Raw genomic sequence first — 12350 nt, 5'->3', positions numbered from 1 at the left:
ACCTGATCGAGAACTTCCTTGCCAAACTCAAGCAATTCCGCGCCATTGCAACGCGCTACGACAAAACCGCCAGAAACTTCCTCGCAGGCGTCCACCTCACCGCCACCGCTATCTGGCTTAATTGACACCACACCCTAGCGTCACAATTTTTCCTTGACAGGATTTTCACCGCGACGTGGCGACCAAAAATTATGTTCGCTTGGCGTGCGTTAGGGAGGCCGCCCCGACGGACGGACCGGCTCGGGCGATCCATCGAACCAGCGTCGAAAGGCCAATGCCAAGATCACCGGCAATCTCACGCTGCGTTCGGCCACTCGTGCGAACTAGCCGGACTGCTTCCTCTTCAAATTCCTTCGTAAACTGTCTTTGCTGTGTCATCGAGTTCCTTATACCTCATACGGAACTCTCCACTTTTCCGAAGCAAGTCCAACAGAGCCCTAATACGAGACCGTGACGGTGATCGTATCCGAATATGACCCCGGCGCCACATTTTCGTTGGCCGGAATTTCTCCGTAGAATGTCGTGGTCTGTGAATAGGATAAAATAACCAGCACAGGGAACGTGTTGTTGAATACGGCTGACCCGCCGGTACCATCCCCCCAGACCGTGGTGTCGGCCGCGTTGGTATAGAGTTGATAGCCGAGCGTGTCTCCGCCACTGGTCATGGTGCGGAGCGTATATGAACCGCTCGATCCGGTACTCGCCGAAAGCGTATAGCTGCCGCCCCCGAGGCTGACCAGCGCATTGCAGGAAACGGTGACCGTGCCCGAAGAGGTATCCGCGGCGCCGGACAACGGAGAATAAACGCCGAAGGACAGCCCAGTTGCGCTGACGGAGCAGGTCTCTCCAAGAAGCGACGCGTGAGCGGATGCAACCGGAAAGATGCCAGCTGCGAGAAACGCGACGATCAGCGCCCGGCGCATCGAACTGGACCGATCTTTTGCAGTGGGGCCGTCGTTCTCCGATAGAGAATCTCTGCGATGCATCTCCCGCCGCGCGGCTTCACGATCGACACAGGGTTGATCCCCCGCACCAAGCCGATGATGTAGGCTTGGCCATCATAGCCGACCGGAAATTCCGCTCCAGTGCCGACCAGCCGGGCAATGCTGCCGACCGGCGGCGGTTTTCGGTGCCCGTTGATGAAAGTCACCAGCGCACCGTCGCCAGGTTTCATCGGGAATTTTACAACGACGCCTGCGCGATAGCCTGGAACCACGTTTCGCTCGGTATATGGCAGCGTCGCGTCGAATGGCGCGTCCAGTGGGTCGATGGAAATCTTGTTGTTGCCGAAGGATCTCAGGTCCGGCACGAGAATGGTGCCGTCGGGATTGGTAACGCCGACTTGGCGATTCTCGGAAAAAACCTCAACCTTCGGCACACCGGTATCGACAACGGCGAAGCTGTCGTTGATCGTATTCGACGCGAAGACCTGGCCGTCGACAACCGATAGGGCCCCTCTCACCTCGGCCCTTACCGTTGTCCGCACCCCGATCCGCCCGACGCCGATCGAAAACAGTCCACGCTTCGACTCGTAGTTCGCTGTCGCCGAGCCGTTTGCCGGCGCCTGTGTCGATTGATCGATCTGGTAGCCGAATTGCCCAGGCGAAACGATGGATTGTTGCGCCTGCGCCTGTCCGTAGAGACCGGAACTGCCGCCGATGCCGACGGATACCGACCTTCGGCTTCCCAGCGGCACTGTCACGCCGAAAAGAAATCCCGTCGCCCCCTGTCGCGCCAGGTCGCGATAGCCAGTCGCGTAGAAATCGACGCCGCCGCGCTGGATGGAGTATGTCGCCGAGACGATATGCGCGTGTTCAGCCGGCTGCGGCTGCATGATTCCGTTGAACGCCTGGCCGCCCGCCAATGAGCCGAGAAGATTCCGGTCGAGCGTATAGGTACGGGTATCGAAACCGTTATATGCGACCCCGATCGACCCGTATCGGCCGAGATTGAGTCCGGTATTGGCCGTTATCTGGCGATAGGGAACCGGCTGCCCGTTGACCGCCGCCAAGTCCTTGAAATTCCGGCTCGAAAACTCTGCCGATGCGCCCCAGTTCAAGAATCGACCATTATGGGAGATCCCGACGACCGCCGCATTGCCGTCACCCCCTGACCCCGTGGAAACGGCCATGTCGATCTGAAGAACTGCGGCGTTCATGAGATTGACGACGAACCCGCCACCACCCATCGCCAGGCCGGATGTTCCCTCCGCCACCTCCCTTTACATCCCAACCCCATGCCGCATCACGAATAGCTGAATTCAGCCACTTTTCGCACATTAGGTGTTGCGTGCTGACCCATAGAGAGCCATCGTATCCCACAGCTCATTTGGGATTGAGTGTGGGAACAAATGGGACGCCTTTCCGCCACCACTGTGAAGGCCGCCAAGGAGTCCGGACGCTATGGAGATGGCGACGGGCTTTACCTGGTCGTCACCGCCAGAGGTAGCAAATCCTGGGTCTGTCGGGTTCAGAAGAACGGTAAGCGCCGGGACATCGGCCTTGGCAGCGTCAAGGAAGTGCCCTTGGCGCCCCGTGGCGCAGAAAGACTTGAACGCGGCGGCGCGGGGCGGAAACAGCGTAGGAGCGGAGGCGGTCGTCATGGGGATATCAGGCTCAACGCCGTCGCCACCGGCAGATAAAGTGTGCGCGGCCGCCGTACCAAGGGCGCGAAGCCGAAGGCCGCATAGAAGGCCGCCGCCCGGTCGTCGATGGCGTCGGCGAAGATGGCGTGCGCGCCGATCGGCGCGGTCGCCACGGTCTTGATCGCATCGAATAGCAAGGCTTCTCCAAGCCCTTGCCGGGCGTAATCGTTATGCCGGCCAAGCCAGCCGATCAGCACCGCCGGAACGGTCGGGTAGCGCGGCAGTTTCTTCGCCAGCGTCTCGGGCACGTCCATCAACGGCATGTTGCTGGATGAGAGCGTGTAGAAGCCCGCCACTCGATCCGTCGCGATCTCCCTGGCGACGAAGCAGGTGGCGTATTTGCGCTTCACGTCCTGGAAGACGGTCTCGCGGAAGTAGCTGTCAATTCGGTCGTTGCCGCAGGTGAAGTCCGCCCGCTTGTGCGCTTTCGCCAGCGACTCGATGACGAAGCGGACGCTCACCGGCGCCCGATCAGCTCGGCATGGCGCTTCGCCGCGCGGGCCAAACGTGTGTTCGGTCGGGGCGGATTGATCAGCGCCTCGGCGAAGCGGATTTGGTCCTCGCGCGCGAGGCGCATGATGTCGGCCTCCTCGACGACGCGGCGGGCGTCCTCGCCGGCCGTGGCGATGAGATAGCCAGTCAGGGTCATGCCGCGCAGGCGGGCGGCGCGCTGCATCTGGTCGTAGACCTGGACTGGGACGCGTGCTTCCAATCGGGCGGTCTCGGCTTCGATTTGGGGCTTGGGCATAGGGGCCTCCTTCGGCTCCATTATATACGGCATAATGCCGTATTGATCAAGGCGCATCACAGCCCCAGCCCGATCTGCCGCTTGCGGCTGAAGCTCCACTCAATGCCGCCGTCGTGATCATCCTCGACTTATGTGCAGCGCGCAGTGATGTGGAGTCGAGGCCGTTTCCCGGCCTTAGTTAACGTCGTGGATCGCCCCCGCTCAACATAACCGATGCTGCGCAGGGTAGCGTGGTTCTCCCACCCATCCAGCAAGGGAGCGACCATGCTCAAGCATTTATTCCCGAAGGTTCACGCGCGTTATGCGGCGTCGGCAAACGGCGCTTTGTTAGACGACTTCGCTGCTTGGCTTGTATCGGCCGGGTATGCACGACACGCTGCCCACGGCCATGTACGAAGGCTGAAGCAAGCCCTTGAGCGAATGGTTTCGGCCCCGCTCGCGCGAGACACCAAGATTGCGGCCGCATCTTTGTCGCAAGCATTTACCTCTCCGACGGCACAGGAGTCTTTTCAAGGCACCCGGCGGGCGTTTGAGCACTTCCTGACGGCGCGAGGACAGCTCCTCACAGAGCCCGATGCCGGCCGGTTCACTCCACTTGTCGATGCGTATCGGCGACATCTGTTGGAGGTGCGCGGCTTGGCCGTTTCCACCATCGAACAGCACATCGCAACCACGGAGAGCTTCCTGACACAGGCTTTGTCGGCCGACGCGCCGCTCCTGGAGCTGTCCGTTCTGGCCGTGGAACGCTTCGTGGCAACCGAGGGGCGGCGGTTGAAGCGGCAGAGCCTGCAACATATTGTCGCTCGCCTTCGTGCCTTTCTTCGCTTCTGCTTCGACCAGAACGAAGTGCGGGAGCGATTGGACGTAATTGATACGCCACGCGTCTACAGGGGTGAGCTGCCACCGCGGGCGCTTGCATGGCCGTTGGTCCAGCGTCTGTTGCGCTCCATCGACCGATCCAGCCAGCTTGGTTGGCGCGACTACGCAATCCTTCATCTGATGGCGCATTACGGCTTGCGTCCATCGGAGATTGTCACGCTGACGCTTGGGTCGATCGACTGGCAAGCCCAGACCGTTCGAGTCAGGCAGTGCAAAACCAGATCGGACCTCATCCTTCCACTAACTGGTCAAACGATGCGCATGCTCAGGCGCTATCTATACCGTGGGCGATCCGGTAGTGCGCGTCCTGAACTGTTCCTCCGTGCAAGGACGCCGAGCGGTCCCCTCACACACTGCGCCGTAGACGATCTTTACCAGAAGCGCGCCAGGATGAGCGGGCTGCCCCTTCAAGGAACTTCGCCGTATTGCCTACGCCATTCCTTCGCGATGCGGCTGCTCGATCGCGGGGTAGGCATCAAGGTAATCGGTGACCTGCTGGGCCACCGCACTTTGGAGAGCACCTGTGTCTATCTCCGGCTGCAAACCGGGGCCCTACGAGAAGTCGCGCTTCCTCTCCCTGCGCCAGTGAGCTGCATTGTGGAGGACGCCACATGAGCCCAACGCCGCATTGGAGCGCACTCGATCAGGTAATCGAGCGATATTTGCAAAGACAGCGCTCGCTCGGGCGTGCTTACGTCCATGAGGAGCGGGTCATTGACGCGCTGCGTCGCTTCCTGCTGAAGAACGGCCGTGTCGACCTCGACCAGACCGTCTTCGAGACGTGGTGCATATCGCAAGGTCATCTCGCCGCCAATACGCGCCGCAATTGCCAGCGTATTGTGCGCAATTTCTGCCTCTATCGTCAGCGAACCGAGCCCACCTGCTTTGTTCCGGATATCAACCGCTTTCCTCGCCGCCGTCCCCATGCGCCGCCTGTCATCTTCGGACCAGCCGAAGTTGTCAGGATGTTGGCTATCGCAGAGAGATTGGCATCGACTGCAACCTCGCCGCTTCGGCCGGCGGTCATGCGACTTGCCGTGGTCCTGCTCTACACGGCGGGCCTACGACGCGGCGAACTGCTGCGCCTCACCCTGGCCGACGTCGATCCACACCACGGCATATTGCGGATCCGTGAGTCGAAGTTCCACAAATCTCGGATCGTCCCGTTGTCGCCGGACGCTTCTCGGGAGCTTAGGACGTATCTGAGGAAGCGCTGCCGACCGCCCTTGAGTTCAGCAGCGACTTCACCCTTGCTCTGCAACGTCAAGGGCGGAATGCGCGGCTACACAGGGACAGGCTTGCGGGACGGGATCCAGGCGCTGTTCCGATCGGCCAATGTTCATGGCGCCGACGGACGGACGCCGCGCGTTCATGACTTCCGCCATAATTCCGCATCCTGGATTATTCCGAGCGCGGGTCGGGAGGACGCAGGATTCGCACGATTTCTGGCCAATTGATCGGCATAATCAGAGGGTCTTTAGGAAGGCCAAGAGATGGTCATCGGGCTTGTATCGGCGCCCTCGGACGTCGGCTGCGTCGGTCTTGGCTAACGCCTGCTCCTTGAGGTGCATATCCGCCTGCAGGTACATGGCTGTGGTCTCGACCGATTCGTGGCCCAACCACAGGGCGATGACGGAGCGGTCGACGCCGTGGTGGAGCAGGTCCATGGCAAGGGTATGACGGAGCACATGTGGCGTGACGCGTTTGTTTGCCAGCGAGGGGCACTGGCGACAGGCTACGGCGAGGTGCTTGTTCAGCAGATACTGCAGCCCGTCATGGCTCAAGTGGGTGCCGGACATCGTCGGGAATGCGGGGTCGGAGGGGTGCCCTTCACGCTCGGTCAACCAAGCCCGCACTACCGCGACGGTATCCTTACGAAGAGGGGTGTTGCGGAGTTTTCGGCCTTTCCCTTGGCATTGCACATATGCTGCCGGACCGAGCACGATGTCCTCGCAGCGAAGGCCTACGAGTTCGGCTGCGCGCAGGCCGGTCTGAACTGCCAGCAGCAGCATGGCGCGGTCGCGGCGCCCGTTCCATCTGCTGAGTTCGGGAGCAGCGAGCAAGGCGGCCACTTCGGCGTCGTTGAGGAAGGCGACGGGCCGACGAACATATCGTTTGCTCGGCATGGCGAGTACCCGCTGCGCCAATGCACTGTGCTCCGGTGAATGCAACGCCACATAGCGGAAGAAGGAGTGGATGGCGGCAAGACGAACATTCCGGCTGCGGGCACTGTTATTGCGTTCGTGTTCGAGATGATCGAGGAAAGCGCCGAGGAAAGCGGTGTCGAGATCCCCTAAATTGATGTCCGTTGGCGCCTTGCGCAGCAGTCTTTGGGCATGGGCCAACAGCAGGCAGAAGGTGTCCCTATAGCTCGCCAGGGTATGAGGGCTCACCTGCCGCTGCCTGATGAGACGATCCGTGAAGAACGCCTCCAGGAGAGCGGGGAACGTACGGGCGGCGCTCATGGGTGGGAGTCCGGTTGGGATTGTTCCACCCGCAGAAGCGCTTGCTGAAGCAACTCCGGTGTTGCCGTCAGATACCAGTACGTATCGGTGATATGGCCGTGGCCGAGATAAGTCGCCAGCTCGGGAAGGCACCGTTCGACATCGACACCGTCGCGATACCAGCGCAGTAACGTGTTCACGGCCAGTCGGTGGCGAAGGTCATGCAGGCGCGGCCCGTGGGAATCTTTGGCCCTGCGCAAACCGATCTCGCGGGACAGCTTGACGAACGTCCATCGAACAGCCCATTCGGTCAGGCGCGTCCCGCGCTCGGAAAGGAAGAAGCTCTGGCTGACCGGGTTTGGACACAAACGGTCGCGGCCGTCCGCATACGCTTGCAGAGCGAGTTGCGTTGACAGGTGGAGCGGCACATAGCGCGACTTGCCGAACTTCGTGTCGCGAACCGTCAGCACGCCATTGACGAGATCGGTGTCACTGCGATCGAGGCGCAGCGGTTCGTTGCAACGCATGCCGGTCGCCGCATACAGGCCGAAGAGCGCGGCATAGGTTTGCGGCCGCAGACCAATCGTCGAAGGCAATCGCTTCGCTGCCTCGATCAATCGGGTGATCTCTTCGTCGCGATAGATGTATGGGGACGACGGCCGACGATACCGGTGGGGGAGAAGGTCGGTCGGCGGTACGATGGTCCTCGGGTCGATGGCGCTGCAATAGCGCGCAAACCGGCGGACCATTGCCAAACGATTGGCCCACTGGGCGGGCTGTGCCTTTGTCGGCTGCATTGCCCAGGTCAGGGCGATCTCCGTGGTGATGCAGGTGACGCCGCAAGAATCGGCAAAGGTCACAAATCGCTGCAGCAGCCGCCCAGGTAGACGCAGCTTGTGGCCGAGGGCGCGGCGAGCAGCCAAGTACTCGTCGAGCGCCGCTTGCAGCTGGCTCATGACGCGGCTCCCGGCCAAGGCAGCCCGATCGCGCGCAACGCCGCGATGTCCACTTTGGCATAGATCTGTGTCGTGTTCGGCTGACTATGGCGGAGAAGCTGGCCGATCTCCACGAGCGAGGCGCCGCGGCGCAGCAGGTCGGTGGCGAGCGAGTGGCGCAGCAGGTGCGCGCCCTTGAACTCCGGCGTCAAACCAGCGCGCTTGAGCGCGCGACGAACGATGCAGCAAATGACCGAAGGACTTACGAAGCCTCGTCTGGGCGCGCGTATCCGAATGAAGACGTGGCGGGTCGCGCAAATCGGCCGATCTTGACGCAGATAGTCGACCAAGGCTGAGCCGACATCTATCGGCAGTGGCAACCGTGCCAGCCGTTGACCTTTGCCATGCACGACGATCTCTCCGCATTCCCAGTCAAGATCGTCTAGGGTCATGGCCGCGACCTCGCCGCCTCGCAGGCCGAGTCGCGCGAGCAGCAGCAGAACCGCGTAGTCGCGCCGACCTGCTGGTGTCCCCCGATCACATGACGCCAGTAATAGTTCGACCTGTTCCGCGGGTAGCGCTTTCGGCAGGTGCTCCATGCGCCAGCCGGCAACACTAGGCACGGCGGCAGCGAGATCGGTCGCGAGCAATCCGCGTTGCTGCAAGAAGCGCAGAAATGAGCGTAGCGCCGTGACTACCAACTTCGCGCGGCCACGCGGCGCGGCCCGGGCCCGCCGCACAATGAACCGATGAATATCGGCGGCCCGCAGGTCATCGAAATGCAGTGCCTTGCCGCCAAACTGCTCGTCCAAGAAACTCCGAACGATCGGCAAATAGTTCGTTAACGTCGAAACCGAAAGACCGCGCTCCGTGCGCAGGAATCCCCCGAATGCGCTGATCAGTTCACCCTCGGCGGTCGAGTCGACCTCCGGCGGCAGCACCGGAATGCAGCCGTTGTCGCGCAGATATCTGATCAACTGCCGAACGGTCCAGGCGTCACCACGCCTGACACGGCAATGATATTCCGTTAGAAATTGACCGGCATGCGCCTCCGCAAGGACTTCCAGGGCAACATCGTGTTCCGCCAGCCAAGCGCTGAAATCTGCCAGGAGGTCATTCTTTTGCCGAATAGTCGTTGGGGCATAACCTTGGCCACCGAGCCATCTCGCGAACCCATCGAGATGGGTGGCCAATCGACCTACGCAGAGGTCATTGGCCGGTATCATCGTGCCGTTGTTCAGATCAGTCATCGTCCGTCTCCTCACTGCGTGGGGAAGTCCACGCTTAAAGACGACAGCCGAATAATGCCGAGCCCTCAACCGCTGGCGATGATCGAAAGCTTTGTAATCGTGCGAGAATTACGTCAGCCCAGCAGCAGTACCCGGAATAATCCAGGATACGGAATTATGCCGCATGTCATGCAGACGCGGGCCGCGGCTATCATCCATGCCGCGCAGACCGATCTGGCGAGACACAGCATAGAATGTTCGATGAATGTCTCCCACATCAAGGCGATTGCCCAGCTGCGAAGTGAACAAATATGGAGACATCGCCTGGGCTGCACAATGCTGTCGGCGGCGTTTGATATAACGCTGAAGCACTGCGCACGTTGATGGGTGCATCGGCACAAGGCGGGACTTTCCGAACTTCGTGCCGCGGATCGTCAGCACAGCGGCATCGAAATCGATGTCCGAAAGCTTGAGGTTACGGGCTTCGCCGAGACGCAGGCCGGAAACGCTCAGCAATCCAAACAGGCAATAATATGTCCATGGCCTGAGCTTGCAACGGATATATCGGCACGGCATCTCGAGCGTTGCGGACAGGAGGCGCTTGATATCTTCCTTTGAGTAAAGATACGGTCGCGCCCGCTTCGGGCGAAAGGGCAGTAAACCATCTGGAGGAATCTGAGTTCGCGGATCAGCGGCAACTCGATGACGGGCGAATACCCGGACGTAGCCCAGCCGTCTTGCCCAATGCGAAGGCTGCGCATGCGACGGTCGCTGAGCCCAGGCAAGGGCAAGTTCCGTTGTGATATATGGCGTGTCATTGGCCTCCAGGAAGGTGACGAAATCGGTCAATCCCCTTCCTGTCTCTCGCAGCTTGAACCCCAGCCCTCGCCGCATCTCGATGTAGTCCTGGACAGCCTGTCGGAGTGTGCTCATTGGACTTCTCCCGGCCATGGCAAAGCCAATGTTCGCAAGGCGTCGAGGTCGACCTTGGCGTAAATCGCCGTTGTCTGGACATGGCGGTGTCCCAGGACTTCACCGATCTCACCTAGCGAGGCGCCGCCACGCAGCATCTCTGACGCAAGCCCATGGCGGAATTGGTGCGTTCCCTTTGTGGGAGAATCGATGCTGGCCCTCTTGAGTGAGCGTCGGATGATCGACCCGAATCCACTCGGCCCCTTGAAACCCCAGATCGGGGCCTTGTCGCGCAAAAAGACGCGACGACTGGCATTGCGTGGGCGCGACCTCCGCAGGTAGTTGGCAATCGCCTCGCCAACATCGGCAGGCAACGGAAGGTCATTGCGTTGACCGTTCTTGCCTCGCACATGAATCTGTCCCGCTATCCAATCGATATCGTCGAGTTCGAGCGAAACTACCTCACTCGATCGTAGTCCCAATCTCGCCAACGCGAGGATCATCGCATAGTCACGGCACCCGACGGGCGTATCGCGATCAATGCTGGCGAGCAAGCGGGTTACCTCCTCGCGGCCGATCGCACGAGGAATAGACGAGAGCGACCAGTTGGCCACGATTGGGACCGCTGCAACCAAGTCTGAGGTAATGTCCCCACGGTAACGCGCATAGGAGAGAAACGACCGCAGTGCGGTGGTTATGATTTTGGCGCGTCGCATGTTGAGACGCGAAACCTTCTTTTGCACGAAATCGGTCACGTCGACGGCACGCAGCTGTGCGAGCGAGACCTCATCATCACTGAAACGGAAGTTGAGAAAATCTCGGACAACTGGCCTGTAATTTATGATCGTTTGACGAGATAGCGCACGCGCATCTTGCAAATACCGCTCGTATGCCAGCACATGTTGTTCTACCGGCGATGGGCTGTGGTCGACCTCAATCTCTTCGGCGATTGCATTCTGGCTTCGCAAAAAAACCAAGAGATGTTGAAGAGCGGCGTTATCTCCAAGCTTTGGCCGTCGAAAATGCGCTCGGTCCAGCAAATAAGGGCCAGGATGCTCTTCGAGCTATGGCCGAAATTGGGTGATGGCAGGGTGAGAAAGGCGGCGTATCGAGGCGGGTGAGAGCCTGCCTGAACCTCCGAGGAGCGATACGCCTATGACGATGAATACCACCATTCTTCCTTTCCGGAAGCCTGACGATATTGAGGATCCCCTGACGGCGGTCCTGAGAGATGGGGCGCGCCGGCTGCTTGCGCAGGCGATTGAAGCGGAGGCCGAGGCGTTTCTGACCGCAATGAAGGCGGCGCGGTTGCCGGACGGCCGGGATCGCCTTGTTCGGCATGGGCTGGGGCCGGAGCGGGTGATCCAGACCGGGATCGGTCCGGTCGAGGTCCAGCGGATCAAGCTGCGGGACCGCGGCGCCGGGACGGACGGGGAGCGGGTTCGCTTCACCTCGGCCATCCTGCCGCGCTGGTCTCGGCGCACGCGCAGCCTCGATGCTTTGCTGCCGATCCTCTACCTGCGCGGGGTCTCGATGGGCGACTTCCAGGAGGCGCTCGGCGCGTTGCTGGGGAAGGATGCGCCGAACCTGTCCCCTTCGGTGATCGCGCGGCTCAGGTCCGAATGGGCGGCTGACTATCAGCGCTGGCAACGGCGTGAGCTGTCGGCACGGCACTACGTCTACATCTGGGCGAAGCTTGCCAAAGGTTCCGTCCGGCGGAGCCGGATGGAAGGCAAGCGGAGGGAGACGGGATTTATTTGCAGGCACGGATGGAGCCGCAGGCGGAATGCATGCTGGTGCTGATCGGCGCGACGCCGGAGGGGAAGAAGGAACTGATCGGCTTTCAGGTCGGGGTGCGGGAGAGCGCGCAGAGCTGGCACGAGCTGCTGGTCGACCTGAAGGCCCGCGGCCTGGTCATCGCGCCGCAACTCGCCACCGGCGACGGTGCGCTTGGCTTCTGGAAGGCGCTCGAGGAGGTCTGTCCCACGACCAGCCACCAGCGCTGTACCGTGCACAAGACCGTCAACGTGCTCGACAAAATGCCGAAATCCATCCAGCCGGCCGCGAAGGCCGATCTGCGCGAGATATGGACTGCCCCGGATCGGGCCACGGCCGAGGCGGCAGTCGCGACCTTCGCCGAGAAATACGCGGCCAAATACGAGAAGGCGGTCACCTGCCTGATCAAGGACCGGGACGCGCTGCTGACCTTCTATGACTTCCCGGCCGAACACTGGGATCACCTGCGCACCTCCAATCCGATCGAGAGCGTGTTCGCCACGGTGCGCCACAGGACGATCCGCACCAAGGGCGCGCTGTCGCAGGACACTGCCCGGCTGATGGTGTTCAAGCTGGTGATGGCCGCCGCCAGGACATGGCGAAAACTGAAGGGAGAAAATCAATTGCCCAAGGTCATTCAGGGCATTAGGGTGTGTCGTCATTTGACCGGGGGGATTCCGGCGCGACCGTTTTCCTGATTCATAGCAGATCAGCATTCCGAAAGGCTGATCGATGGGGCGTTATGGGCTGAGGGCTGACCAATGGGAGCGGATTGCGCATCTT

The 12350-nt window shown here is 61.0% G+C and carries 12 protein-coding genes and 3 pseudogenes; 5 read left to right on the top strand and 10 right to left on the bottom strand.

Going from position 1 to position 12350, the window contains the following annotated elements; genetic code table 11:
- Nucleotides 1-125 (top strand): annotated as a pseudogene (locus AiwAL_RS18810) (IS5/IS1182 family transposase); the annotation flags it as partial.
- A 121-nt stretch (nt 126-246) separates the two neighbouring features.
- On the opposite strand, the pseudogene AiwAL_RS18805 reads toward AiwAL_RS18810, so the two are convergent.
- From AiwAL_RS18805 to AiwAL_RS18795, 3 genes and pseudogenes are all read right to left on the bottom strand, one after another.
- A pseudogene (locus AiwAL_RS18805) lies at nt 247-378 on the bottom strand (transposase); the annotation flags it as partial.
- A 59-nt stretch (nt 379-437) separates the two neighbouring features.
- Nucleotides 438-923 carry a spore coat U domain-containing protein gene (locus tag AiwAL_RS18800; protein WP_235705834.1) on the bottom strand — a complete coding sequence of 162 codons (486 nt, stop codon included), beginning with the start codon at nt 921-923 and terminating at the stop codon, nt 438-440.
- Entirely contained in the window at nt 908-2215 is a 1308-nt protein-coding gene (locus AiwAL_RS18795; RefSeq protein ID WP_262313337.1) for a fimbria/pilus outer membrane usher protein, read from the bottom strand. The genes AiwAL_RS18800 and AiwAL_RS18795 overlap by 16 nt, the downstream gene beginning before the upstream one ends.
- A 135-nt stretch (nt 2216-2350) precedes the next feature.
- On the opposite strand from AiwAL_RS18795, the gene AiwAL_RS18790 reads away from it, so the two are divergent.
- Nucleotides 2351-2641, top strand: a complete 291-nt coding sequence (locus tag AiwAL_RS18790) for an Arm DNA-binding domain-containing protein (protein WP_235705832.1) — start codon at nt 2351-2353, stop codon at nt 2639-2641.
- On the opposite strand, the gene AiwAL_RS18785 is transcribed toward AiwAL_RS18790, so the two are convergent.
- Together AiwAL_RS18785 and AiwAL_RS18780 are read right to left on the bottom strand one after the other, a co-directional pair.
- Nucleotides 2599-3105 (bottom strand): GNAT family N-acetyltransferase, encoded by a 507-nt coding sequence (locus AiwAL_RS18785; RefSeq protein WP_235705831.1) that lies wholly within the window; start codon nt 3103-3105, stop codon nt 2599-2601. The genes AiwAL_RS18790 and AiwAL_RS18785 overlap by 43 nt on opposite strands.
- Nucleotides 3102-3392: a DUF1778 domain-containing protein gene (locus tag AiwAL_RS18780; protein ID WP_235705830.1), complete on the bottom strand. Its 291-nt coding sequence runs from the start codon at nt 3390-3392 to the stop codon at nt 3102-3104. The genes AiwAL_RS18785 and AiwAL_RS18780 overlap by 4 nt, the downstream gene beginning before the upstream one ends.
- 264 nt (nt 3393-3656) lie before the next feature.
- On the opposite strand from AiwAL_RS18780, the gene AiwAL_RS18775 reads away from it, so the two are divergent.
- Entirely contained in the window at nt 3657-4886 is a 1230-nt protein-coding gene (locus tag AiwAL_RS18775) for a tyrosine-type recombinase/integrase (protein WP_262313336.1), read from the top strand.
- The gene (locus tag AiwAL_RS18770) at nt 4883-5728 is read left to right on the top strand and encodes a tyrosine-type recombinase/integrase (RefSeq protein ID WP_262313335.1); all 846 of its coding nucleotides are present in this window, start codon (nt 4883-4885) and stop codon (nt 5726-5728) included. Before AiwAL_RS18775 ends, AiwAL_RS18770 begins: the two co-directional genes overlap by 4 nt.
- A 9-nt stretch (nt 5729-5737) precedes the next feature.
- Here the strand turns inward: AiwAL_RS18770 and AiwAL_RS18765 are convergent, their stop codons facing one another.
- From AiwAL_RS18765 to AiwAL_RS18745, 5 genes are all read right to left on the bottom strand, one after another.
- Nucleotides 5738-6736, bottom strand: coding sequence for a site-specific integrase (locus AiwAL_RS18765; RefSeq protein ID WP_262313334.1), 999 nt, complete (start codon nt 6734-6736; stop codon nt 5738-5740).
- Complete coding sequence (locus AiwAL_RS18760; RefSeq protein WP_262313333.1) at nt 6733-7671, bottom strand: tyrosine-type recombinase/integrase; 939 nt, start codon at nt 7669-7671, stop codon at nt 6733-6735. Before AiwAL_RS18760 ends, AiwAL_RS18765 begins: the two co-directional genes overlap by 4 nt.
- Nucleotides 7668-8900, bottom strand: coding sequence for a site-specific integrase (locus tag AiwAL_RS18755; RefSeq protein ID WP_262313332.1), 1233 nt, complete (start codon nt 8898-8900; stop codon nt 7668-7670). The genes AiwAL_RS18760 and AiwAL_RS18755 overlap by 4 nt, the downstream gene beginning before the upstream one ends.
- Before the next feature lie 108 nt (nt 8901-9008).
- Nucleotides 9009-9812 carry a tyrosine-type recombinase/integrase gene (locus AiwAL_RS18750; protein ID WP_262313331.1) on the bottom strand — a complete coding sequence of 268 codons (804 nt, stop codon included), beginning with the start codon at nt 9810-9812 and terminating at the stop codon, nt 9009-9011.
- Complete coding sequence (locus AiwAL_RS18745) at nt 9809-10831, bottom strand: site-specific integrase (protein WP_262313330.1); 1023 nt, start codon at nt 10829-10831, stop codon at nt 9809-9811. Before AiwAL_RS18745 ends, AiwAL_RS18750 begins: the two co-directional genes overlap by 4 nt.
- A gap of 115 nt (nt 10832-10946) precedes the next feature.
- Between AiwAL_RS18745 and AiwAL_RS18740 the strand changes: the two are divergent.
- Nucleotides 10947-12265 (top strand): annotated as a pseudogene (locus tag AiwAL_RS18740) (IS256 family transposase).
- Nucleotides 12266-12350 lie beyond the last annotated feature (85 nt).

The sequence above is a fragment of the Acidiphilium sp. AL genome, assembly GCF_025499445.1.
Classification (GTDB): domain Bacteria; phylum Pseudomonadota; class Alphaproteobacteria; order Acetobacterales; family Acetobacteraceae; genus Acidiphilium; species Acidiphilium iwatense.
The sequence above is the reverse complement of the archived record's forward strand: the minus strand, read 5'-3'. Positions and strand labels throughout refer to the sequence as shown.